Annotated in this window: 23 protein-coding genes; 4 read left to right on the top strand and 19 right to left on the bottom strand. The window is 63.3% G+C overall.

Features of this window, described 5'->3' with window-relative positions:
* Positions 1–17: 17 nt before the first annotated feature.
* Positions 18–578: a potassium channel family protein gene (locus ACBG85_RS09545; protein WP_042922497.1), complete on the bottom strand. Its 561-nt coding sequence runs from the start codon at positions 576–578 to the stop codon at positions 18–20.
* Between the two features lie 161 nt (positions 579–739).
* Between ACBG85_RS09545 and ACBG85_RS09540 the strand changes: the two genes are divergently transcribed.
* The gene (locus ACBG85_RS09540) at positions 740–2329 is read left to right on the top strand and encodes an Hsp70 family protein (RefSeq protein WP_372027309.1); all 1590 of its coding nucleotides are present in this window, start codon (positions 740–742) and stop codon (positions 2327–2329) included.
* An 18-nt stretch (positions 2330–2347) separates the two neighbouring features.
* On the opposite strand, the gene tsaD is transcribed toward ACBG85_RS09540, so the two are convergent.
* The 7 genes from tsaD to ACBG85_RS09505 form a co-directional block, all read right to left on the bottom strand.
* Positions 2348–3385: a tRNA (adenosine(37)-N6)-threonylcarbamoyltransferase complex transferase subunit TsaD gene (tsaD, locus tag ACBG85_RS09535; RefSeq protein ID WP_054827677.1), complete on the bottom strand. Its 1038-nt coding sequence runs from the start codon at positions 3383–3385 to the stop codon at positions 2348–2350.
* Entirely contained in the window at positions 3382–3876 is a 495-nt protein-coding gene (gene rimI / locus ACBG85_RS09530) for a ribosomal protein S18-alanine N-acetyltransferase (protein WP_050655860.1), read from the bottom strand. Before rimI ends, tsaD begins: the two co-directional genes overlap by 4 nt.
* Positions 3877–3886: 10 nt before the next feature.
* Positions 3887–4570, bottom strand: coding sequence for a tRNA (adenosine(37)-N6)-threonylcarbamoyltransferase complex dimerization subunit type 1 TsaB (gene tsaB, locus ACBG85_RS09525; protein ID WP_372027307.1), 684 nt, complete (start codon positions 4568–4570; stop codon positions 3887–3889).
* Between the two features lie 107 nt (positions 4571–4677).
* Positions 4678–5169, bottom strand: a complete 492-nt coding sequence (gene tsaE, locus ACBG85_RS09520; protein WP_003940673.1) for a tRNA (adenosine(37)-N6)-threonylcarbamoyltransferase complex ATPase subunit type 1 TsaE — start codon at positions 5167–5169, stop codon at positions 4678–4680.
* Positions 5159–6211: an alpha/beta fold hydrolase gene (locus ACBG85_RS09515; RefSeq protein WP_054831462.1), complete on the bottom strand. Its 1053-nt coding sequence runs from the start codon at positions 6209–6211 to the stop codon at positions 5159–5161. The genes tsaE and ACBG85_RS09515 overlap by 11 nt, the downstream gene beginning before the upstream one ends.
* Entirely contained in the window at positions 6208–7410 is a 1203-nt protein-coding gene (gene alr, locus ACBG85_RS09510; protein ID WP_372027305.1) for an alanine racemase, read from the bottom strand. Before alr ends, ACBG85_RS09515 begins: the two co-directional genes overlap by 4 nt.
* A 55-nt stretch (positions 7411–7465) precedes the next feature.
* Entirely contained in the window at positions 7466–8899 is a 1434-nt protein-coding gene (locus tag ACBG85_RS09505) for an NAD(P)H-hydrate dehydratase (protein WP_073512438.1), read from the bottom strand.
* Between the two features lie 38 nt (positions 8900–8937).
* Here ACBG85_RS09505 and ACBG85_RS09500 point away from each other — a divergent pair, with 38 nt between their 5' ends.
* A complete protein-coding gene (locus tag ACBG85_RS09500; RefSeq protein ID WP_003940908.1) occupies positions 8938–9309 on the top strand; it encodes a plastocyanin/azurin family copper-binding protein in 372 nt (123 codons plus the stop codon).
* Positions 9310–9362: 53 nt separating this feature from the next.
* Here ACBG85_RS09500 and glmS read toward each other — a convergent pair whose 3' ends face one another.
* On the bottom strand, positions 9363–11225 hold the full coding sequence (gene glmS, locus ACBG85_RS09495; protein ID WP_003940837.1) for a glutamine--fructose-6-phosphate transaminase (isomerizing): 1863 nt from the start codon (positions 11223–11225) through the stop codon (positions 9363–9365).
* A 112-nt stretch (positions 11226–11337) separates the two neighbouring features.
* On the opposite strand from glmS, the gene ACBG85_RS09490 reads away from it, so the two are divergent.
* Entirely contained in the window at positions 11338–12177 is an 840-nt protein-coding gene (locus tag ACBG85_RS09490; protein ID WP_372027303.1) for a dienelactone hydrolase family protein, read from the top strand.
* Here the strand turns inward: ACBG85_RS09490 and ACBG85_RS09485 are convergent.
* The 10 genes from ACBG85_RS09485 to eccCa form a co-directional block, all read right to left on the bottom strand.
* Entirely contained in the window at positions 12138–12422 is a 285-nt protein-coding gene (locus ACBG85_RS09485; RefSeq protein ID WP_003940907.1) for a hypothetical protein, read from the bottom strand. The two genes, ACBG85_RS09490 and ACBG85_RS09485, sit on opposite strands and share 40 nt — an antisense overlap.
* Positions 12419–13387 (bottom strand): hypothetical protein, encoded by a 969-nt coding sequence (locus ACBG85_RS09480; protein WP_372027302.1) that lies wholly within the window; start codon positions 13385–13387, stop codon positions 12419–12421. Before ACBG85_RS09480 ends, ACBG85_RS09485 begins: the two co-directional genes overlap by 4 nt.
* A 176-nt stretch (positions 13388–13563) precedes the next feature.
* A complete protein-coding gene (locus ACBG85_RS09475; RefSeq protein ID WP_073512436.1) occupies positions 13564–13869 on the bottom strand; it encodes a hypothetical protein in 306 nt (101 codons plus the stop codon).
* Positions 13870–13980: 111 nt separating this feature from the next.
* On the bottom strand, positions 13981–15318 hold the full coding sequence (gene glmM, locus ACBG85_RS09470; protein WP_372027300.1) for a phosphoglucosamine mutase: 1338 nt from the start codon (positions 15316–15318) through the stop codon (positions 13981–13983).
* 154 nt (positions 15319–15472) lie between these two features.
* The gene (gene rpsI / locus ACBG85_RS09465; protein ID WP_007728596.1) at positions 15473–15982 is read right to left on the bottom strand and encodes a 30S ribosomal protein S9; all 510 of its coding nucleotides are present in this window, start codon (positions 15980–15982) and stop codon (positions 15473–15475) included.
* Entirely contained in the window at positions 15979–16422 is a 444-nt protein-coding gene (gene rplM, locus ACBG85_RS09460; protein WP_003940842.1) for a 50S ribosomal protein L13, read from the bottom strand. The genes rpsI and rplM overlap by 4 nt, the downstream gene beginning before the upstream one ends.
* A gap of 290 nt (positions 16423–16712) precedes the next feature.
* Positions 16713–17006: a WXG100 family type VII secretion target gene (locus tag ACBG85_RS09455; RefSeq protein ID WP_003940975.1), complete on the bottom strand. Its 294-nt coding sequence runs from the start codon at positions 17004–17006 to the stop codon at positions 16713–16715.
* Positions 17007–17092: 86 nt separating this feature from the next.
* Positions 17093–17398 carry a WXG100 family type VII secretion target gene (locus ACBG85_RS09450; protein WP_003940986.1) on the bottom strand — a complete coding sequence of 102 codons (306 nt, stop codon included), beginning with the start codon at positions 17396–17398 and terminating at the stop codon, positions 17093–17095.
* Between the two features lie 184 nt (positions 17399–17582).
* Positions 17583–19025, bottom strand: coding sequence for a type VII secretion-associated protein (locus tag ACBG85_RS09445; protein ID WP_341514147.1), 1443 nt, complete (start codon positions 19023–19025; stop codon positions 17583–17585).
* A gap of 56 nt (positions 19026–19081) precedes the next feature.
* A complete protein-coding gene (eccCa, locus tag ACBG85_RS09440) occupies positions 19082–23086 on the bottom strand; it encodes a type VII secretion protein EccCa (RefSeq protein ID WP_372027297.1) in 4005 nt (1334 codons plus the stop codon).
* A gap of 235 nt (positions 23087–23321) precedes the next feature.
* Here eccCa and eccD point away from each other — a divergent pair, with 235 nt between their 5' ends.
* The gene (gene eccD / locus ACBG85_RS09435) at positions 23322–24788 is read left to right on the top strand and encodes a type VII secretion integral membrane protein EccD (protein WP_209448511.1); all 1467 of its coding nucleotides are present in this window, start codon (positions 23322–23324) and stop codon (positions 24786–24788) included.
* The last annotated feature ends 13 nt before the right edge of the window (positions 24789–24801 follow it).

The raw sequence follows: 24801 nt of genomic DNA, 5'->3' as shown, positions 1-24801 counted from the left end.
CCGATTGCCGCAGTGTCCTAGGTGATTTCAGGTCCGCTCGAAGGCGAGCGGTGCGCTTTCGCCCACGACACTGCGGCAACGACGAATCGAACGCCGAATCCGATCAACACCAGGTTGCAGACGATCTGAAGGCTCACGAGCCCCCGGGCAAGGTCCGTCTGCGCGGCGATGTCACCGAATCCGACTGTCGAGAAGACGGACAACGAAAAGTACAGCGCCGCCATACGCGACAGCGGTTCGGTGAAACTGCCAGGGCTTGCATGCTCGACCGAAAAATAGGTGATGGACACCAACAACAAGTACGTCGGCATCACCACCGCCACAGCTTCGACCGCCTGCAGAGATGGCACATCGGAACGCAGAATTCGCCGCACCTGCCAGGTGGTCACGGCAAGTACCGCGGCGCCTCCACCGATCAAGAGGAAGATTGCACTGGCGGTATGTACATCGATCCACGGCAGAAAGAAATACGCGCATCCGAAGGCGATCACCGTCAGCGTGGGTCGAAGCACTGCACCACGGATCAGCGCGCGTCGTCGTTCCCGGTCGATGTGGGGAGAATCGCCTTTTTTCCGCATGAATCAATGATCGACAATTTCGCAGGTAAAACCACCCTTTCGGTCCGAAAAGGACGTCACGGAGACGAAAAGCACTGAGCAATCCTCACGAACCTTCTGTAACGTTCATATAACGGCGGTCGATTGAACATTGACCGGTATTGACTGTGAGGAGGTGTGCGATGAGTTGTTCACTGGGAATTTCCACTGGATCTTCCGGTGTCTATTCAGCACTCGTCGACACCGATACCAGCACAAACGCGCCAGGCGCCGTGCCTGCCGAGACTCGCTTCGTCTCGGCGGATCAGGCCAATTCCAACGTCGGTGACCTTGTCAGAGCATCCATCAAGCTGATGACGACGCAGGTAACGGACGGATCTGAAGCGCCGCGCTCGATCGGTGTCAGCTATCGCACGGACGATCAACTCGCGAGCATCAGGTCATCTCTTTCGCGCTCGCCGAAGCAGGTCCGTGCAATCCCCGAACCTGCCGCCGTACACGCGTATCTCGCCGAGACAGGGAAAACCGAGCGGTACGACACGACAGCTCAGGTGGACGTCGGTGATCAAGGTCTGACGGTGTCCGTCGTCGACCACACCGGTGAAGTTCTGCACTCCGACCGTATCGACGCCCTCGCAGGGGCCGGAATCGACCGGGCATTGGTCGACTTCGTGACGGAGAAGGCGCCAGGGCACTTGCGCCGGTACACCGACGCGGAACTTCTTGCCGCCCGGTGCCATGTCGCCAAAGAGCAACTGTCCACGTCCACCAAGGTGACCGTCGAGCTTCCGATCGACGCGATGGCGATCACGCGCGACGAGTTCGAGGCCATCATCGCCCCGGATATCGAGCGCGCCGTCACCTTCATCCGTGAAGTCGTGAAGGGCTCACCGCGGCCCGTCGGTGCCGTTGTACTCATCGGCGGTGGCGCACACATTCCGGCCGTGCGGTCCGCCGTCGCCGCTGCCGTCGACGTCCCCATGGTCGAGATCGTCGAGCCCGAGACTGCGGCAACCAAAGGTGCTGCACTCCTGGCAGATTCGATCACCGCAATTCGTTTCCCGCTGCTGGGCTCCGGAAGTGACCAGCGCTCCGGATCCACCGCCAAGGTATCGGGAGCGTTGATCGGTGCGCTCGTGGTCGGCGGACTGGTACTCGGTTACGGCGCAAAGGAATTGGTTCCGACCGACGACACCGCGGTCTCGCCCGTCGGAACCGGGTCGACCACGACGACGGTGAGCCCCGAAGCGACACCGAGCACCGGATCGACGATCATTCCGTCTCATGATCCTCTGCCTTCGGTAGCCGGCAGCACGTATCCTCGGTACGGGTATCCCACCACCCCGTTCGACTCGCAGCCTTACGACACGCACTCGTACACAACGCATCAGTACACACTTCCGCCTGCGCCGATCCCGGACACCTCGACGACAACCACGCCGCCGACCACGACAACGACCACTCCGAATTGGCCGACCATTCCCGGAATCACGCTGCCCGATCCACCGGCGTGGTGGCCGACGCTACCGGACACCGAGGCGACGCCCCCGGTCGATCCGACCGAGGCAAACCCCGGCGGCGGTCTCGGCCCGGGTGAGAGCGGCGGCGAGAACCCGACGACGCCGGAGACTCCTGGATCTGGTTCCACCGAAACCGAAATCACTACCCCTGGTGGTGGTGATCCGACGACGAAGCCCGGTGAACCGAATACCTCGATGCCCGAAAACGGTCCCGCGACCACACCGGATCGGGAACCGGCCCCGGTCGGCTGATTCTCAGTCGGCCGATTTTCAGTGCATCAGCTGGCTGACGGAGACCGACAGCCCCGGGTCCGTCGCAACACTCAATTCCGAAGGGCCTGCGCCGTTTCCGATCAGGTGAGCGGCCAACGATGCGATCATCACGCCGTTGTCCGTGCACAGTCGAGGTTTCGGAATGCGCAACGTGATGCCCGCTTCGGCGCAGCGCTGCTCGGCGAGTGAGCGGATACGCGAATTGGCCGTGGCGCCGCCGCCGAGAACCAACGTGTCGACCCCGACGTCCTTGGCTGCACGCACTGCCTTCATCGTCAGGACGTCTGCAACCGCTTCCTGGAACGAGGCAGCGATGTCCGGGATCGAAAAGGTCTCGCCTGCGCGCTCTTTCGATTCGACATAGCGCGCGACGGACGTCTTGAGTCCCGAGAACGAGAAGTCGTGCCGCGAATCGCGCGGCCCCGTCATGCCGCGAGGGAAGGCGATTGCGTTCGGATCTCCCTCTTGCGCAGCAGCATCGAGTGCCGGTCCACCGGGAAAGCCGAGTCCGAGCAGTCTGGCCACCTTGTCGAAGGCCTCACCGGCGGCGTCGTCGACAGTCGTGCCCAGTTCGACAATGGGCTTGCCCAGATCTTCGACGTGAAGCAGGTGTGTGTGACCGCCGGAGACCAACAATGCGACGCACGAGGGCAACGGACCGTGCTCGAGAGTGTCCACCGAGACGTGACCGCCGAGATGATTGACCGCATAGAACGGGATGTTCCATGCTGCCGCATAGGCTTTCGCTGCGGCTACACCGACCAGCAGCGCGCCGGCCAGGCCGGGTCCGATGGTGACGGCCAGCGCGTCGGGCTTCTCGATACCGGCGGCAGCAAGGGCACGGCGCATCGTCGGCACGATCGCCTCGAGGTGAGCCCGCGAGGCCACTTCGGGAACCACTCCCCCGTACCTGGCGTGCTGATCCACGCTCGATGCCACCTCGTCGGCCAACAATTCGCAGGTTCCGTCACCGTTCCAGCGGACGATACCGACACCTGTTTCGTCGCAAGAACTTTCGACACCCATGACGATCATGCTTGCTGCTCCTCAATTTCGCGGACACCGAGCACGGCAGGCCGTCTCATCGTGTACGCATCTGCCCCACTGGGCTGGTAGTACTTCTTTCGTGTTCCGACGATCTCGAATCCTTCGCGCCGGTACAGCGCGATGGCAGGTTCGTTGTCGGTGCGCACTTCCAGGAACACCGGGCACTGCCGTGAATCCGCCAGAGTCAGAAGCGCATCGAGCAACGCGCCGCCGATTCCGAGTCGCTGAGCCGAGGGATCTGTACCGATGGTGTGAACCTCGGCCTCCATGTTCGGCGACGCCCCCAACAATGCGACTCCGGCGTAGCCGAGGACGTGACCGTCAGGCTCCCGGGCAACGAAGTAATGATTATGTGCGCCTGCAAGTTCCGAGACGAACGCTTGTGCACTCCAGGGTCCGTCGCCTGCGAACAACGCGCGCTCCAACTCCGCGCACCGTTCGGTGTCATCGACGTTCATCGGCTCGATGCTGTACTTCATCTGCTCTGTCTCACTTGCCACGTTCTGCAAGGGTCTTCGCGTCCGGGCGTCGGAGGTACAGCGGCTCCAGCGGGGCCGGAACCGAGCCGGCCAGGATCTCGCGAGCAGCGACTGTCACCAACCCGGCCGGTGAAGGTGTCTCCGCCGGGTCGACGGGTAGATCGAAGAAGTCCACGTGCGAAGCGGATCCGGCAATCAGCGTCGAAGACGAAGGATCGACGTCGCCGGCGGAATTCACAGCCGGTCCTTCGACGCGCACTCCTCCGTCATAGCGCGCCCAGTAGATCTCGCGACGCCTCGCGTCAGTCACGACGAGCAGGCTCTGTGTGGTCGGTACCGCAGCCGCGATCGCATCGAGGCTGCACACGCCGTACACGGGAACACCGAGTGCGTCGCCGAAGGCAGCGCCCGTCGCCATGCCGACACGCAGTCCGGTGTACGGCCCTGGCCCGACACCCACGACGACGGCGTTCAAGCCGGCCGGTGTGAGCCCTGCCTCGGCGAGGCATTCGAGGACGTGAGGGGTCAAGACCTCGGCGTGCGCACGAGGATTGACCGTGACACGCACGGCAAGCGTCTCCACTGTGTCCGGTGACTCTGCGTCCGGTGACACTGGGTCCGGTGACGAAGCCGACAGGGAGACGACTCCGGCAGTGACTGCCGGAGTGGAGGTGTCAATTGCGAGAACAAGCACGATTTCTCAGGGTACCCGCACGTGAAGAACTACTTCCGGCCCGGGAGGGTCACGACGTCTGTGACACGAAACGCCGTTTCACGACGTCTGTGACACCAAACTCCCTTTCACGACGTCCAGGACCAACTCGCAGTCCGCACATCCGATTCGGGTTCCCGATGAAGCTGCACTCGCAGGTGCCGTTCGACGAGCCTTTCCACGACGTCACCACCCCATTCGACCACCACCACTGCATCGGTGAGGTCGGTGTCGAGGTCGAGGGCATCGAGTTCGTCGAGCGCATGCGGTCCGCTGTCTCCCAGCCGGTATGCGTCGACGTGGATCATGCCGACGGGAACTCCGCCGCCGGGGCGGGTGCCCGGACGATGCTCACGAGCGATGACGAACGTCGGGGACGTCACCCGGCCCTGCACCCCGAGCCCGGCGCCGATTCCGCGCGTCAACGCGGTCTTGCCTGCCCCGAGTGGACCGTCCAGCACCACCAGGTCGCCGGCAACAAGTCCCGCCGCCAAGCGTCGGCCGAAAGCCTCGGTATCCTCGGCCGTTTCCAACGTGATCTGTCCGGACACGGGAAGTCCCGTGGAGTTCTCAGCCGACATCGGACCGCTCTTCTATCTGCGCTCGCTGCACCAACTTGTCGATTGCGTCCGTCACGATCGCCGGGAACTCGAGCTGCACCAGATGGCCGGCCCCGTGAACTCGCACGAGTTCGGATTCGGGGAGATCGGCGGCGAGACGCTTGGAGCTGATGAACGGAATCATCATGTCTTGATCGCCGCAGATCACGACTGCCGGTGTGTGCGCGAGGACCTCGAGAGAAGCGGACTCGTCGTGTAGTTCCAACGTCCGCAGGAAATTGACGATGGTCACAACCGAGGTCCGGTCGAGCATGCCGTCCGAGAGTTCATGCAGCCGTGGGCTGACATCGGTGCCGTACGAGGCCGCACGCAGGATCGGCGTGATCAATACTCGCGCAGCGCCCCGGGCATGCTGAACTACTCCTGGTGAGGTGCGCACTGCCAACCGGAATCCGTCGATGATCGGATTCTGCAGATTGCGGGTCAGGCCGGTCTCGGCCAGGCCTGCCGCCGTCGTCGCGACCAGCCCCACGCCGATGACTCGGCCCTCGAACCATTCGGGTCGCTGACCGGCGAGCGCGAGTACCGTCATGCCGCCCATCGAGTGACCGACGAGAACTATCGGCCCCTTGGGTACCTTGGCCTCGACGACGGTCGCGAGGTCGCGGCCGAGCTGAGAAACCGTACAACTCTTCGAACGCGGCATGCCCGAGTCTCCGTGTCCGCGCTGGTCGTAGAACACCATGCGAACCTTGTTGCCCCATCGCTCTTCGAGCTGGCGGCGCTGGAAATGCCAGGACAGCGCACTCAGGCAGTATCCGTGCACGAAAACGACCGTCAGCGGAGCGTCGTCCGGTCCCACTTCGCGAACTGCCAGCTCGACACCGTCCTCGGTGCGCACCGTGCTCTTGCGGTCGCGCGTCATGAGGTCGAAGTCCTCGTCCGCGTAGATTTCCCGGCCCGGACGCGTCGCGGTCTTGAATGCGTTCACGCCGGCCATCGAGCCGAGCGCCACGGCGCTGAGCAGGCCACCGAGAATGCTCATCTTTCCTGCAGTCTTCATGACGCCTCTCCCCCGATGTACGTACGCACAGTGCGTCCACGTATCCCGGTCACGACCTCGTAGTGAATGGTGTCGAGTACGTCGGCCCAGGCCTGCGCGTTGGGTTCGCCGTGATCGCCGTTGCCGAAGAAGATCGCGGTGTCGCCTTCGCGAACTCCGTCACCGTCCGGACCCAGGTCCACCAATACCTGGTCCATGCAGATTCGCCCGACAGCCTGGCGACGCTTACCGCCCAACTGCACTTCGAACTTGCCACTCAGTGAGCGAGACAAACCGTCGGCGTAGCCGACGGGAAGCAGCGCAAGAGTGGTGTCGTGCGGTGCGACCCACTGATGCCCGTAGGAGACGCCCTCTCCGGCGGCTACCTTCTTCACCAGAATCACCTTCGCTCGCAGCGTCATCGCCGGTCGTAAACCGAAATCTCCGAGTTCGGGCACCGGAGACAATCCATATATCGCGATTCCCGGCCGAACCATGTCAAACCGCAGGTCAGGACGGGTGACTGTAGCAGCGGAGTTGGAAAGATGAACGACTTCGGGGTCGAATCCGCGAGCGCGGACGTCGGCAACCGCGTCGATCAAACGCTGCTTCTGCATGTCGATGACGTCGTGATGCGGTTCGTCCGAGTGCGCGAGGTGAGAGAACACTCCGCGCAGCCTGATCGTGCCCTCGTCCCGCGCAGTGGCGAGGTCGTCGAGCATCTGCGGCCACTCGGTTCTCGATACGCCGTTGCGATTGAGACCGGTGTCCACCTTGAGCGTCACCGTCGCCTGTTGTCCCAGAACCCGTGCCGCGTCGACGACAGCGGCCAGGTGTCGCGGGGAGGACACGCCGATCTCGACGTCCGATCGGATCGCCGAGGCGAAATCGGCGTCGACGCCGTGCAGCCAGGCAAGAACGGGAGCGGTGATGCCTGCCTCGCGAAGGACCAGTGCCTCCGCGATGGTGGTGACGCCGAGTTCCCGGGCTCCCGCCGAGAGCGCCGTCCGCGCCACCGCAACTGCGCCGTGGTTGTATCCGTCCGCCTTGATGACCGCCATCAACGCTGCATCCCCGGCAAATTCACGCAGAACACGCACGTTGTGCGCGATCGCGTCCAGATCGACGACTGCCTCCGTCTGCGGCCCTACTGCGTCGTCGAGTCGGCTCGCCTTCCCCTCCGCAGGCTCCTTCGGTGCTCTTCCCTGGGCAAGCGTCATGGCGACAATCCTGCCACCCACGCAGAATCGGACACGTGTTCGGGTTTGAACACCCTCAATCGAGGGCAAAAGAGCGAAGCACACGCACCGATTCCCGCAGACCTCCCAGCAGGGGTGAAGCCGAAATCGGTGCTCCGGCGACATCGCTCTGACCGCCGGCAGCGGCGATGTTCGCAGCCAACGCGTGAGCCCGCGCCCCGACGGCCCCGGCTTCGAGAGGGCTCAGACCCGCCGCCAGCAACGCACCGATCACACCGGAGAGGATGTCACCCGAACCTGCCGTCGATGCCCAGGAGCCGCCGGCGTCGTTGACCAGCACCTCACCGCCGGGATCCGAGATCACCGTCGTATGGCCCTTCAACAGGACCGTGACTCCGAGGCGTGCGGCAAGAGCACGCGTGGCCGCGATCCTGTCGTCGCCAAGAGTTGTGAATCGAGCGAACTCGCCGGCGTGGGGCGTCAACAGTGTCGGCGCGGTCCGGGCTGCGACAAGTTCGGGACGCTGAGCGAGGAGGGTAAGTCCGTCCGCATCGACAACAACGGGTACATCAGTAGCCAGCACCGACGCCAGAAGTCGCGCGGCGTCGTCGTCGGTACCCATACCGGGGCCGACCACCCACGCCTGAACTCGCCCGGCGGCTTGGAAGGTCTCACTCGCAATCACCTCCGGGAACCGGGCGAGCACCTCGGTGGCGCCGTGCCCGGCGTAGCGGACCAGGCCGGCGGTCGCGGTCACCGCGGCACCGGTACAGAGCACGCCCGCGCCGGGATACTGCTCACTTCCCGCAACGATGCCCACCACACCCTGCGAATACTTGTCGTCCTCCGGACCGGGCACCGGCCACAGCGCACCGACCTCCGCCGGATCGAGCGAACCGAATTCGGGTTCGCTGATGCTCAATCCGATGTCCACGAGTTCGACACGACCACACAGCGGAGCCGCGAGTACGTGTACCGGCTTGAGCGCACCGAATGTGACCGTCACATCAGCGGTCACCGACGGGCCGTCCACTGCGCCGGTGTTCGCGTCGACGCCGCTCGGAAGATCGACCGCCACGATCGGTGCATCCACCTGGCCGACGAGATCGGCCGCGTCAGGCCGTAGACCGCCGTGCCCGGAAATCCCGACGATGCCGTCGATCACCAGATCCGGCGACCCGACTTCGGCGGCGACTCGGCCGCCGGCCTTCAAGAGAGCATCGAGGCCCGCCCGATGAGCGCGCGCCGGATCGAGCAACACGGCCCGCACGCTCACACCTCGTTTGCGGAGCAACGCACCGGCCCACAGGGCATCACCGCCGTTGTCGCCCGTACCGACCAGCAGCGTCACCGACCGATGCGCGACCGACCCTGTACGGGAACGCAATTCGTCCGCGACTACTCGCGCAAGACCGTACGCCGCTCGACGCATCAGCACCCCGTCGGGCAGCTTGTCGAGCAGCGGCGCCTCAGCTGCTCGCACCTGATCGGCTGTGTAGTACCCACGCATGTCGGAACCCTTCAGTTGCCGTCGCTACCCTCGAAACCATGAAATCACGTCTTCGCCCGGCAATCGCGGGTCTCGTGCTCGCTCTCGGTCTGGTCGGGTGCAGTTCCGGCACCGACTCCACACCACCGGCTCCGGAAACGACGGCCAGCGGACCCGTGGTGACCATCTCCGGGATGGCGTACTCCCCCGCGTCCATCACCGTGAATGTCGGCGAGACGGTCACGTGGGTGTTCGACGACAACGGAATGGCCCACGACGTCAACGGCCTCGGGGACGCCAAGGGCAAACTCCGCAGTCCGCTCAAGAAATCGGGAACCTACACCTACACGTTCACCGAACCCGGAACCTACGACTACACCTGCACACCGCATCCCGAGATGCGCGGAACCGTCGTCGTCGAGACGCCGTAACGCGCTCGGGCCCCACAGTCTTGCGACTGCGGGGCCCGATTTTCTAGCGAAAGCTACTCGACCGTAACCGATTTCGCCAGGTTACGCGGCTTGTCGACGTCGTAGCCACGCGCCGCGGCAACCTCGGCCGCAAAGATCTGCAACGGAACCGTGGACAACAACGGCTGCAGCAGAGTCGGTGACGCCGGAATCTCGATCAGGTGATCCGCGTGCGCCGCGGCGACGGTGTCGCCTTCCTCAGCGATGACGATAGTCGTCGCCCCGCGCGCCTTGATCTCCTGAATGTTGGACACCAACTTCGAGTGCAGGACAGCGCGGCCCTGCGGCGACGGCATGACGATGATGACCGGAAGGTCCTCCTCGATCAAGGCGATCGGGCCGTGCTTGAGCTCACCGGCGGCAAAGCCCTCGGCGTGCATGTACGCGAGCTCCTTGAGCTTGAGCGCACCCTCGAGCGCCACCGGGTAGCCGACGTGACGCCCCAGGAACAGCACGGTCGACGCGTGCGCGAACTGGCGCGCCAACGCGCGCACCGGTTCTGCCGTCTCGAGTACCTTGCTGACCAATGCGGGCATCGCTTCGAGGTCGGCGTACTCGCGGGCGACCTCGTCCGGATACTTGGTTCCGCGAGCCTGCGCCAAAGCCAAACCGACGAGGTAGTTCGCGGTCACCTGCGCCAGGAACGCCTTGGTGGACGCGACCGCGATTTCCGGTCCTGCCCGGGTGTAGAGGACTGCGTCGGCTTCACGCGGGATCTGTGCACCGTTGGTGTTGCAGATCGCCAGGACGCGTGCCTTCTGGTCCTTGGCGTGCTTGACAGCCTCGAGCGTATCGGCCGTTTCCCCCGACTGCGAGATTGCGACAACAAGCGTCGAGCGATCGAGAACCGGGTCGCGGTAACGGAATTCGCTGGCGAGTTCGACCTCGACAGGTAGACGCGTCCAATGCTCGATCGCATACTTCGCCAACAGACCGGAGTGGTAAGCGCTACCGCAAGCGACAACGAACACCTTGTCGACGTCGCGCAGTTCCTGATCGGACAACCGCTGCTCGTCGAGGACGATCTTCCCGTTCTCGAAGTGGCCGAGGAGCGTGTCGGCGACAGCAGTCGGCTGCTCTTCGATCTCCTTGAGCATGAAGTAATCGTGACCACCTTTTTCGGCGGCTGCGAGATCCCAGTCGATGCGGAACGGGCGTCCTTCTGCCTCGTTACCCGCGAAGTCGGAGATCCGGTAGCTGTCGGCAGTGATCACCACTGCCTGATCCTGTCCGAGTTCAACCGCATCGCGTGTGTGCTCGATGAATGCAGCGACGTCGGAGCCGAGGAACATCTCGCCCTCACCGACACCGACTACGAGCGGCGTCGAGCGGCGCGCGGCGACAATCGTGTCCGCATGATCAGCGTGCGTGAAGACGAGCGTGAACGCACCTTCCAACCGACGAACCACCGACAGCGCACTCTCGATGAAATCACCTGCCGTCGGCCCCTGGGCGTACGCCCGGGCGACGAGGTGAACCGCGACCTCGGAATCCGTGTCGCTCTGCAGTTCGACGCCTGCAGCCTCGAGCTCCGCACGCAGCGGGGCAAAATTCTCGATGATTCCGTTGTGAACGACAGCCAGCTTGCCCGAGGCATCACGATGCGGGTGCGCATTGCGGTCCGTCGGACGCCCATGCGTCGCCCAACGGGTATGGCCCATACCGGACGTACCGACGAAGTGATCCGCACCGTACTCGCCGAGCTCCGCCTCGAGGTTGGCCAACTTACCGGCCTTACGCTCGATCTCGACCCCACCGGTTCCGTCGAGAATCGCGATTCCCGACGAGTCGTACCCGCGATACTCCATTCGTCGCAAAGCCTCCACCACAACGCCCAGAGCTGGGCGGTGGCCGACGTATCCCACGATTCCGCACATGGTGACTCAGGGTACTTGGACATCGGCGGTGGGCGCATTTTGCGGTTCCCGCACCTGGTTGCGGCGTCCGCTCCGCATACACGAGGCGGCTCATCGGATAACGTCTTCAACCGTGGCACCGAAACTGAAGACACTGACCCGTGAGCTGTCCAAGCGCGGCCCGCACCGAGTTCTCCGCGGCAACCTCGCCCTGGCCGGACAGCCGGGTGTCGTGTACACGCCGGAAACCGGTTTCAATCTCCCCGCCGTTGCCTTCGCGCACGGGTGGATGGTCGGGTCCCACAAGTACGAGCAGACACTCCAGCACCTCGCTTCCTGGGGAATTGTCGCAGCGGCGCCCGACAGCGAACGCGGTCCGGTCCCGTCACATCTCGGATTGGCTGCAGATCTTCGAGCGACGCTCGACATCTGCGTCGGCGTGCGACTCGGCCCCGGACAGATCAGCGTCCAACCCGATCGGGTCGCCTTTGCCGGTCACGGCATGGGCGCGGGCGCTGCGGTACTGGCCGCAGCGCAGCGCGGGGATGTCGGTGCGGTAGCCGCACTGTTCCCGGCCCCGACAGCACCCAAGGCGGAGAACTACGCGTCGAAGATCACAGCGCCCGGATTGATCCTCGCCGGCGAAGACGACGTCGATTCCTTGACCAGCAATGCCCGGCCGCTGAGCGTGGAGTGGGGCGGTCCTGTCATCGCACGTACCGTGAACGACGCCCAAGACGCCGGACTGATCGAAGGCCGCCGACTCCTCGGCGCCCTGGGCCTCGGTGGATCCGAGCGCAAGACACAGGCCGCCGCACGGTGCCTGCTCACGGGCTTCCTGTTGTTCCATCTGACCGGCGACAAGAAGTACAAGGATTTTGCTGATCCTGACGTCGAGATTCCGCACACGGCGCCGTTGCTGCCGGTCGAACCTCACTCCGACGCGCGGGCCAGCCAGCTGTTGCGTAAGTAGGAGTCCGTACTCGCCACCGACTCCGGCGGCGAGCACGGCGGCGTCGGCGTCGGCTCTGACGCGGATCGCAGATACGGGCCGGACCTGACCGGCCCATCCGTGTCATTCTCGGCGGATGTCGTTTCGGACGGCGGCTCCTGGTGCGATTCCGCGCTCGCTGCGGCCACTCTGCGCTCACGGAAGTCGTCGAGTTGAGAATCGAGGGTTCGACGGATCGCTTCGAACGGCGCGTGAACGGACTTCACAGCGGACCAGCTCCGGCCAACTCAGCGCCCGTCTCTCCGTCGGGGACCACGATCGACTCGTCGGGGACTGTGGAAGGCGGCTCCGGGTCCGGCGCGGGCGAGAACTCGGCGTTGGATTCAACCGGCACCTCGTGCTCGCGAATCTCAGGGTCGGGAGTTTCGGGCTGGAGTGTCGCAGGCTGGGACGCTTCTTGCGGGCGCGCCTCGTGCAGCGACATCTCCGGATCGGCATCGAGCACTATTCTCGGCCAACCATTTTCGCTCAACTCCAGGGTGGCCGACACAGAGTTCCCGTCAGCACCTGCAACATCCAGACTCACCCCACGACCGTCGGACGCAATCGAGAAGCCCCAAGTGTTGCCGCCGATCGAGAAAGAGACAGGAGCGGCGGCGACACCTGATGCACTCGGCTCGGCGATCGGAAAGGTTGACGTGAACGCGTCTGTCACCCACTGGGTCGCGGCGTCAAAAGCATGACCAACCGCGCTCGCGCACTCCGCACACGCCCTGTCGAATTCATCGCGAGTATCGAGATACGCCGAACGAAAAACCGTGTCCAGCCATGGCGCCGCACCACGACCGGTGGAAGCGACGTGAGTCAGCTGGTCGATCTCCCCCGCACCCAGACCGCCGATCGTCGCCCGGTCGAGGCTTGCCACCTTGAAAGCCTTGTCTGCCAAAGCCGTTCGAACCGTCCGCGCGAACTCGTCGGCCAGCGTGATCAACAGTGGCGCCGAATCCGCATCGGACCGAGCTTCACGCCGCGCCGCGAAGGCATGATCTACGACCGCACCCACGCCGGAAACATTCCACACTGAAGGAAGATTCTCCGCCAGGGTCGTCAGCATCGCGATCTCGGCGACCGAACCGTCCACCGCTGCGGCCATGTCCGACGCATCTCGCATTAGTGCCTCGAAATCGATACCAGCCTCTGCGCGATACGCATCCTCGTAGGACGTAAGCATCCGTTCTTCGAAGCCCAACCGAGAGGCCAGGTCGTGAAATCGATCGAAGAACTGCAGTCCCCTCGCACCAGCATCCAGGATTTCGTCAGGACGCACGCGCGAATCACGCAGTGCAAGAATATCTTCGACGCAATAGTAGCTGTTTGGTACTGCCTGTGCGGTACCGCTCGTCCGTCTCATGAGACCGACCCGCTGGAGTCTCGCAATCGCTGCGCACCCTGACCGTCCACCTCAGCGATCACCTCAGCCGAAGAGGAAAGCCGACGCGCCAACGCATCGAGAAGATCCGCACGGCCAGTCAAGCGAGAATTCAGGACCGCCAATGCCGACGCCAACGCGGCTCCATGCTCGGCGTAATCACGGCCCGAAACGGCACCGCTGAATCGCAGACGCCTGATCGGGTCCGCAGAATCGCGCAGAGCCTGGGCCACCGACACCGCATGGCGCGCCAATTCATCTGTTCCAGCGCGGTCGACATCCACGAGCGCCCCCAAGTTTCAGCGGAACCACTCGAACGTCGAGCGGCCTTTGACTCCTTGGACGCAGCAGGGCGCAATTACGTTCCCTCAAAACGCGAATGCCGTAATGAGGGGCTAAACCGAACCGACGATCTCGGCCAACTCGTCGGCCAGCCTCTGCGCGAGCGGAAGTTCGGTGGCCTCGACCATGACGCGGACCAGTTGCTCTGTCCCGGACGGGCGCAGGAGCACGCGACCACCGTCACCGAGGACGCGCTCTGCGTCCGCGACTGCTGCGAGTACCGACGGCGATGCTGCGACTGTCGCCTTGTCCCCGACCTTCACGTTGATCAGAACCTGCGGGAGGGTTGTCATCGTTGCGGCCAGCGCGGATGCCGACTTACCCGTGCGAGCCATGCGTCCGAGCAGCCGGAGGCCGGTGAGAATCCCATCGCCCGTGGTGCCGAACGCCGGCAACACGACATGGCCTGACTGCTCGCCACCGAGGCTGTATCCGCCCGCGCGCAGTTCCTCCAAGACGTAGCGGTCGCCTACGGCAGCAGTCACGATGTTTATACCGGCCTCGCGCATCGCGATGTGCAAACCGAGATTGCTCATGACAGTCGCGACGAGAGTGTTCTCGACCAACTCACCGGCGTCGTTCATCGCGATCGCCAGAACTGCCATGATCGCGTCACCGTCGACCACCGCTCCGGTCTCGTCGACGGCCAGGCAACGGTCGGCGTCGCCGTCGTGCGCGAGGCCTAGGTCCGCCCCGTGATCGACTACGGCTTTCTGAAGATTCTCCAGGTGCGTCGATCCGCAGCCGTCGTTGATGTTGAGGCCGTCGGGATCGGCGCTGATCGCGATGACGCGAGCGCCCGCTGCCGCGTAGGCAACCGGTGCGAGCGCGGAAGCAGCGCCGTTGGCGCAGTCGACCACAACGGTGAGTCCAGCGAGTGGCTCGCTCGCCGCGCTCGCCAGATGCGCAAGGTACAGCTGAGCGGCGTCGTCGACCGTACGGACGCGGCCGATCCCGGCACCTGTCGGTAGGACGGGCGGCGCAGTGCCGTCGAGTGCATCCTCGATCGCCACCTCGACAGCATCATCCAGCTTGTGTCCACCGGCTGCGAAAATCTTGATTCCGTTGTCCGGCATGGGATTATGCGATGCAGAGATCATGACACCGAGACTGGCGTCGAGCTTTGCCGTCAAGTATGCAACTGCCGGAGTCGGAAGAATACCCACGTCGAGCACGTCGACACCCGCGGAACTCAATCCTGCGGTCACCGCGGCTTGAAGCATCTCACCGCTGGCGCGAGGATCGCGGCCGATCACGGCGGTCGGACGTTCGTCCGCGGTGTCGGCTGTCAGTACGCTCGCCGCGGCAACTGCCAATCTCAATGCAAGATCTGCAGTCAGATCCGAATTGGCAAGTCCACGAACACCGTCAGTACCGAACAACCGACCCATAGAACGACTCCTGAATCCTGTGAACCTCGAGAAGGGAACTCGAGAAGGGAATTTCTCCGAGAAACACAAGAGCGAGCGTCCGGTAACGATGGACGCCCGCTCTTGTGGTGAACAGGTGCCGAAGCAGACCCGTCGGGTCAACCTCGGCGAAGCATCAGCGCTTGGAGTACTGCGATGCCTTACGGGCCTTCTTCAGGCCGTACTTCTTACGCTCGACCGCGCGGGCGTCACGCGTCAGGAAGCCTGCACGCTTGAGGGCCGGACGATCATCAGGGGTTACCTCGATGAGTGCGCGCGCGATAGCCAGACGCAGTGCGCCTGCCTGACCGGACGGGCCGCCACCGTGCAGCAGTGCAATGATGTCGAAAGACTCGGGACGCTCGACGAGCACCAGCGGAGCCTTGATCAGCTGCTGGTGAACCTTGTTGGGGAAGTAGTCCTCCAACGTACGACCGTTGAGCTTGAACTGACCGGTACCGGGAGCCATCCGGACGCGAACGACAGCCTCCTTGCGGCGACCGACGGTCTGGACCGGGCGATCGAGGACGATCGGTGCGAGCGTAGCTGCAGCAACCTCTTCGACGACCTCGACTGCGTCAGAGACAAGCTCTTCCACTGCTTCGATGTTCTCTTCGGACACGTTCTGCTCTTCCGGCGATGTCACTGTGCGACCTGCTTGATCTCGAACGGCACCGGCTGCTGCGCGGTGTGGGGGTGATTCGGGCCCGCGTAAACCTTGAGCTTGCTGCTCATTGCGCGGCCGAGCTTCGTCTTGGGGAGCATGCCGACAATGGCCTTCTCGACGAGACGATCGGGAGTCCTGTCGAGGACCTCACCGACAGTGCGGGACTTCAGGCCACCCGGGAATCCGGAGTGGTGGTAAACGTTCTTGCCCTGCAGCTTGTTGCCGCTGATGGCAACCTTCTCTGCGTTGATGATGACAACGAAGTCACCACCGTCGATGTGCGGCGCGTAGGTGGGCTTGTGCTTGCCACGCAGCAAGTTCGCTGCCTGAACGGCAAGACGGCCGAGCACCACGTCAGTGGCGTCGATGACGTGCCACGTGTGGGTCACATCTCCGGCCTTCGGGGTGTACGTAGACACAGATCTTCCTCGTCTTAATTCATTCCACTGCTGACCATGTGCGTATCGCGTAAACGATCCTCGGCGGCCAGTTGAGACCCGAGAACCGCCGGTCTCCACGCATTTCTGCCGGAGCCCTACGGCACGCCACCGATAGACGATACCGGTCTACCCGCTGCCAGGTCAAAGCGCAGCCATTCCTGCCAACAGCATCATCGTCCAGCACAGCGATGCGAGCGATCGACATGCGCCTGCCCCGGCAACCTGACGGTACCGGGGCAGGCGGGGTGTCATCACGGCGTGGGATGTTGTCAGCGACCGAACCCGTTTGCCGCGATCCGATCAGCTTCCTGCATCTTCTCCGAGCCGCTCGCCGTCGCTCCGGCGATCTGCGCGAGAACCATGTTCAGTTCTTCGGAAGCCTGGGCCCAGCGACGCTGTGCGTCGTTCCACGCTTCGGAACCTGCCCCTTCCCAGCCTGCTTGCAGCTTGTCCACGACAACCTTGATGTCGCCCTGTTTGTCGTTGATCGCTTTGGCCTGCTGTTTCATCTGATCGGACAGCATTGCGAGGCCGCCGAAGTCGTACTTGATCCTGTCGGACATAACTGCTCCCGGTTCGGTGTGACTGGAGAGAACTTGTGAGAACTACTGGCTGAGGATTGCTTGATCGGACGACGAAGTGCTGGCGGTCAGGACATGTTCACCGTCGCGCCGCGAAGCGAGCTGACGTTGTCGTCTTCGGTCGAGTCGAAGGTTCCCGCGGCCTGTTTGATCTGCTCGCAGATGTCGGTCAGAGCTGTGTCCAACTTCAGGGCCGCGCTGTTGTATCGCTCCATGATTCCTGCGTATTCGACCTGCGCCGCACCGTTCCACGAATTGTGCGAAGCGTCGGCCTCCGACCGAACAGCGTTGACCAGCCCCCTGATGTCACCGAGATGTCCGTCGATGGTCCCCGCCGAATCGATCAATTCAGCGGTAGTTGCGGTAAAGCCCATGTCGTCCCCCTGGATTCGGTGAGTACCGTTCGGTATCGGCGATCACACACAACGGGCTTTGTCCGTCGGATGTGCACCGGGGTCGAGCGGAACTCCCTGATGTGCGCTACACATACTTTGACGCGACCTTCGTGCCAACGGTTCCGGCCCGACCGAAGAATATTTTCAGAACCGACCGATCCGGTCACGGTGTGAATTCGACCGACTGCCACATCCGCAGGCAGTCCGCTTCGAGACTGCCCCACTCACCGACCAGATACTGGCAGCCGATACTCACTTGCCGTCCGTTGTCGACGTACACGTGCCAACGCACCTCGGAGAAATCGTCCGGAAACTCGACGTACACCACTGCCCGTTTTCCTGCGGCGTCGTCGAGCACAGCAAACTCTGCGAACCGCAATGGGTCCTCGAACGTCGAAAACTGCTGACGCAAAACAGCTTCGACGGAATCGAATCCCACACCTTCCGCAAGACGTTTCTCGATGACCACGATCTTGCGATCCGCACCCGAACCGGGTACCAAATCGGTACGCCCGCTCGAGGTCCCTCGCGACAGAAGCTTCCAATCGGAAGGCACTTCTGCCGCAACGCTTCCCACGTCCACACGAGTAAGTTCCGGCGTGGCCCCGGACTCGATCGACGAGATCGAAGTCTTCGGGGCAGGCGTTTCCTGCTCTTTCGACGCCTCCACGATCTCTACTTCGTCTTCCGCCGTGGCTGCGACCGACCCCGTCAACCGAGAATCGTTTCGATCGCGAGTGGACACCACGACCGTTCCTGCGACCGCACCGGCGACGGCGACCACCGCAAGCGCCGCCGCGAACCATCGACGGCCTCCGCGCCGCCCGCCGACGCGACGCGGCGAAGAGGCATTCGAGTCCGCGCCAGGAATCGACTTCGCGCCATCCGTATCGCCTACCCACCCGGCGCCAAAAGCCGAATTGTCGACGATTCGTCCCGAACTGTCCCGCGCGGTTGTCTGGCGAACGAGCGTCTGAGGATCCACCAGAGACGCAGCCACCCGGCTCTCGTCCAGAATTCGGATGCTCGCGTGGCCGTGAACATTCGTCGACCCCCGTTCGAGCGAAGCCGCAACAGCATGAGAGCTCGGCCCGACCAACACCACAGCGTCCCGAACCGATAGATCCCCGATTGCGGAAAACAACCCCGCAACGTCAGCGATCTCCGAACTTTGTGTTCCGTCGATTCGGAGTTCACCGTCGACCTCAGCGACAACAGAAGCGACCACCGTTCCGCCTCGCAGTTCGAGGACGACACACCGCGATCGCCAAGCCGTATGAGCCGACCTCGCCGCCGCGATCGACGTCGGAACGAGTACGACGTCGTGCGCCACTCGACGTGCGGCATCGAGCAATCGCCGCCTGCGTGGGGCACCCCAATCCGAGGGATGACTGAGATGAAGAATGTCTGCGTCGACGATTCCGCACCCGTCCATCGCACTGGAGATCAGCCTGGCCACCTCCAAGACTGTCGGGACAACCCGACCATCCACGTCGACATAATCGTCGTCGATGTAATCGATCGCATTCTCGCCGGAGGCACCGGGGCCCGACGCCGGTTCGCGTCGGAGGTCTGCACTGCAACAGAATTCGCGTTGACCCGACACGACCCAGATATTCGATGCACCCCAATGTAACGAGACCGACACTGCGGACGGAGCGGTCACAGCGGTGGCATCCACGGAACTTGGACAAGTTGGGTTTGCGAGCGGGAAACGTAGACCCCACGGCCTTCCGGCATCGCCGACGCGCGGACAGTGCCGACGAGATTTCCCTCGTCACGACTTCCGCTCATGATCAATCCGGCCGGCGCCATGTCGCGAATTCTCGCAATGACCGGCTCGTACAGTGCTCTGGCCGCACCACCGGAACGGCGGGCAATAACCAGGTGCAAACCGATGTCCTTGGAGTGCGGAATGTATTCGAGCAACGGCGCCACCGGATTTCCACTCGGTGTGGCCACAAGGTCGTAGTCGTCGATCAGTACGTAAATCTCCGGCCCACTCCACCAAGATCGTTCCCGCAATTGCTGCTGCGTTGTTCCGGCGTTCGGCATTCTGGCAGCGACGATCCGAGCCAAGTCGACCATCAACTCACCGAAGGTCGTCGACGACGCCGAGTACCCGCCGAGGTGATTCCCTTCGACCACGCCCAGCAGGGAATGCCTATAGTCACCGATGATCAGCTTGGCCTGGGCCGGTGTGTTCGACGCGATGATCCCTTCGGCTATTCCACGCAAGAGAGATGTCTTCCCACACGCGGTGTCGCCGAATATCAACAGGTGCGGGTGTTCCCGGAAGTCCATGTACACCGGGGCGAGGTCGGTCTCACCGAGCCCGATCGGCACGGTGAGGCACCGACCGTCGGCCGCACTCGGTGAGGGCCACCGGGTCCCGACAGCTTCGAGAAGTTCTGCCCGCGAGTAGGAATCCGGGAGCATCCGCACGGTGGGTGCCGGACGCGAATTCGACATGGCTGCAATACGTTCGACCGTCGCCACCACAGCCGTACTCGAGTTCTCACTACCCGGTAGGCCGTCGATTCGAGGTAGTCCGGTGAGAAGGTGGAGTCCGTCGCGAGTGATGCCACGACCCGGTCGACCTTCCGGCACCAGGCCGGCTTTCCGGCGACCCGCATCCGAATCTCCCGGATCACCCAAACGAAGTTCGATGCGAGTACCCAGTTGATCCTTGAGTGCCGGCCGGATCTCGGCCCACCTCGACGTCGTGACGATCACGTGTACACCGAAGGACAAACCTTGACCGGCGAGCATGTTGATCTGGGGCTCGAGTGATTCGAAATCCGAACGAACGCTTGGCCAACCGTCGACGACGAGGAAGACGTCACCGTACGGGTCCTCTCGGAGTCCCGCAGCCTCACCTTCCCCGGCGGGATCAGCTGTTCGCAATCTACGGAAATCGGCCATCGATTCGATGCCGAGGTCACGAAACAGTCGCTCCCGTTTGGCGACCACACCGAGTACCTCGGCAACTGTGCGCCGGACGCGGTCGGAATCCAAGCGGTTTGCCACCGATCCGACGTGCGGCAGATCTTTCAATCCGAGGAGCGTTCCACCGCCGAAGTCGAGGCAGTAGAACTGAATCTGTTCCGGCGTGTGCGTCATGCTCAGAGACAAGATCAACGTGCGCAACGCCGTCGACTTTCCCGACTGCGGGCCGCCGACAATCGCGAGGTTGCCAGTCGATCCGTTGAGATCGGCGACGAGTAGATCGCGGCGCTGATCGAACGGCCTGTCGACTATGCCGAAGGGTGCGCTCAGATTTCCGCGAGGTTGATCACCGGTCGCCCACCGCGGCAACAACTGGTCAAGCGTCGGAGATGACGCGAGCGGCGGGAGCCACACTTCATGCGCACGTGGACCGTGACCGCGCATGCGGTCTACGAGGACTCCCATGAGAGTACGTGCATCGTCACCGATTTCACCCATGTCGACGACGTCGGGCTCGACGGGAACGACAACGGCCTCTGGTCCGGTCACGGGCTTCGCGGTAAACGGCAGCGGCGCCAGTTCGACGGGGGAATCGACCGAGAATCGAGTGGGCACGATCCGCTCGCCCTCGTACGGGCCTGACACGTACGCACCTTGGAAGCGAACGATCTCAGCAGAATCGGACTTCAGGTATCCCGCACCGGGTGTACCCGGAAGGTGATAAGCATCGGGAACGCCGAGGACGGAACGAGACTCGTTCGCCGAGAACGTTTTCAAACCGACGCGATACGAAAGATGGCTGTCGAGGCCCCGAAGCTTTCCTTCGTCGAGTCGCTGACTGGCCAGCAGCAGGTGAATGTGAAGTGACCTGCCCAATCGCCCGATGGCCACGAACAATTCGGCAAATTCCGGCTGCTGACTGAGCAGTTCGGAAAACTCGTCGACAACCACGAAGAGTGCCGGTAACGGATCGAGTGCAGCGCCAGCCAGCCTCGCCTTCTCGTAATCGGACACGTTTGCGAAGTTTCCTGCCGCACGCAACAGTTCTTGTCGACGATTCATTTCGCCGGCGAGCGCGTCCTTCATACGATCGACCATCGCCAATTCCTCGGCAAGGTTGGTGATGATCGCAGCAACGTGCGGCGCCTCCTCGAGGCCGAGAAAGGTTGCACCACCTTTGAAGTCGATCAGGACGAGGTTCAGTGCGTCGGGAGAGTGGGTCGCGATCAGGCCGAGCACCAAGGTTCGCAGGAACTCCGACTTGCCAGAACCGGTGGCTCCGATACACAGCCCGTGCGGACCCATACCGTTCTCGGCCGACTCCTTCAGATCCAGTTCGACGGGGTTTCCGTCTTGTCCGACACCGATCGGCACGCGGAGTCGGTCGCGCCCCTGACGTGGAAGCCAGCCATGCTCAGGATTGAACCTCGCAACGTTTCCTATCCCCAACATCTGGCTCCACGTCCGAAGGGATCGGTCGTCGTCAGCTGCGTCGACGGCATTCTGCGATGCCGCACGGAACGGTGCGATGCGACGCCCGAACGCCTGCGCCAGGCTCGTCGTCGCAGCGTCGGGCCTCGCAAAGTTCTCAACTCCTGCGCTGCTCACCGCGCCGATCTGATCGCTACCGACGACCAGTCGCAACCCACGCGTCGCCACCAGCCGCGGGCAGAACCCGCAGAGGTCGAGGACGGTCACCGAGTCGAGCCCGGATTCGGACAACAGGCCGGTGTCACCTTCGAGTAAGCCACCGTCCACGACCAACACGAGATGCGGAACGCCCACACTGGCTGGAGTGTTGCGAGCGAATCGAGCACGCATCGAAAGCGGTTCCCCGAGGGAACTTTCGAATTCGAGATACGAACCGAACACCATGCGTGCAGTGCCGGTGCCGTCCTGAGACTGCGGGTGTTGCACGTGTGGGAGCCACTTGACCCACTCCCACTCGGATTCGGTATCGGGACCGCACACCACCGCAACTTGGAGCGTGTCCGGACCGTGGAATGTGCACAGCTGCATCAACATCGAGCGGACAAGCGCACGAGCGGAATCTCTCTGCCCCTCGATGGACATCGCAGCAAATCCGCGAAGCGAGACGGCGGTCGGCAGGTCCTGCACAACCGAATGTGCACGGACGAATCGCCGAAGTGAGACAGCAGCGACGGGTTCGAGATCCTCGACCGGCCCGGTCTCCGGAGACACGAGTCTGGTGGCCAATCGCTGTGTACCCAGACCTACCCGAACGTGGCAGTAGTCCGAGTCGGTGATCTGACGCTCCCACATCCGCACAGTCCCGGCCAGTGTCCAGAGCAGCGACGGCTCGGGATTGCTCCACTCGAGAGCAGCACGCTGCGCACCAGACGTCGCAGCAACATCACTACGCATCTGATCCAGGTACCGGAGGTAGTCCTTGCGGTCCTCGTTCGCTTCGGACGCTCTTGCTCCACCGCTACGACCGCCCCCGGCGAGCATTCCGAGCATCGACACCATCATCATGACCGGAAACAGCAGGGACATCGGATTGCGCGCCATGCCGGAAGAGAACATCAGCGCCACCATGCCGATCATGGCAACCACCATGATCACCGGAAGTAGTTTGGTCAGTAGATTTCCCGGCGTGACGCGAGGTATCTCCGGTGGGGGCTGAAGCGTCACCTCGCCGCCCGGTGTGCGCGGCGATTCAAGGCGTGCTCGACGCGCAAATCTGACAGTGCTCAATTCACCCACCCCCATCGGTGCTGCAGCTGTTGCCGCCAGGCGCCTCGTCCGACTACCGCCGGCCCCCCAAGGCGTACTCGCGCAATTGCAAGAGAGTAGATCACAACACCGACACTCGGGTCGGTGCCACCTGTTGTCGGCGCTGTCTTCGATACAGGCGCGCAGTTCATGTCGTATTGTTCGGGTGAACTGGGGTGACGCGAAGGGGGAATCGCGTCATGGGAGGGGACAGATCTTGACCAGCACCACTACAACCAGCGCTGCGAACACCGGAAACGGACGAGGCGCGAGTCATTCTGCCGAACTGTGCAGGTTGACGGTACTTTCAGCCCATTCGCAGGTGGATCTTGCGGTGCCGCTTCGTGTTCCACTCACCGTGGTCATTCCGGGCATTGTGGACACAATTGTCAACCACAGCAATTTCAACGAGTTCGACCACACCACCGAACAATTCGAGCCCGTCGACTGGACTCTGTCGAAAGTCGGCAGGTCACCGCTGGCACCGACGCTGTCGCTGCACGAGCACGGAATCCGCGATGGAGAATTGCTCGTACTCGAGGCCTCGGACACCGCTGCCCCGCCCCCACTCTTCGACGACATCATGTACACCGTCGCGGCCACGGATGCGGACGTCTACCGACGCTGGACTCCGGTCACCGCGCGCATTGTCGGCTCGACCGCCGCCCTCGTCGCTGCGCTCGTCGCGGCCCTCGCCCTGGTCCTCGGCGACACGGGACTGATCGGCGCCGTCTGCGGCGGAGTGACGTCTTTGGTGCTCACAGTCGCCGCCGCCGTGGCGGCGCGGGTGTACGGAGACTCTGCAAGTTCCGTCACGCTCGGATGCGCTTCGGTGCCACTGGCGTTCATCTCCGGCGCACTCTGCGTGCCCGGCACTGTTCTTTCGGCTCATCTGCTTCTCGGTTCGGCATTTGCCGCTGCGGTAACTCTGATCTGCTTCCGCTTGTGCGGCGCCGGATTAGCTGTCTTCACCGCACTTCTCGTCGTCCTTCTCGCGGCGGTGGGCACCTTTGCCGTCACTACCACGCTTCCCGGGGCGCGCACCGCGACCGTCAGCGGCGCGGTGATTGCCGCCGCATTTATCGTTCTCACGTTCACCGCTCGACTGTCGATGTTGTTCGCGCGACTACCGCTTCCCCCTGTTCCGACGCCGAGTAATCCCCTCGACGACGACCGCGACGAACTGCCCGAACCCGAACTACCCGGGCTGACCGAGTTGGCCGAAAGGGCAGGGCGGGCGCGTAACTATCTGACCGGGCTGATCGTGGCCACGTCAGTGGTCGCGCTCGTCGCTGCCGTCGCACTCGCGTGGTCCTGGCCTGGTCAGGGGATCGTCTGGCCGAATCTTGCTCTCGCATTCGCGACGGCCGTCGTGCTGATGTTTCGCGGGCGCACCTACGCGGGCGCACAGCAGGCTGTGCCACTCATCGCGGCAGGCATCTCGGTGATTCTCGTTCTCCTGGGCGACATGGCATGGACCCATCGCGACCATGCATTGGTCATCTTCGCCATCACGATGACCGTTCTCCTCCTGGCACTGATTCTGGGAATCCTCGCCCCCCAGAACACATTCAGCCCCGTTATGCGACGCGCTGCCGAGCTGTTGGACCTCGCTGCGATTGCAGCAATCGTTCCGCTGATCTGCTGGGTCAGTGGCCTCTTCGCGCTCATGCGTAGCCTCTGAGCGATCGGTGATC

The organism is Rhodococcus sp. NyZ502 (genome assembly GCF_041464245.1).
GTDB classification, from domain to species: Bacteria; Actinomycetota; Actinomycetes; order Mycobacteriales; family Mycobacteriaceae; genus Rhodococcus_F; species Rhodococcus_F qingshengii.
Note: the sequence above shows the minus strand (reverse complement) of the source record. Positions and strands in the feature narration are given on the sequence as shown.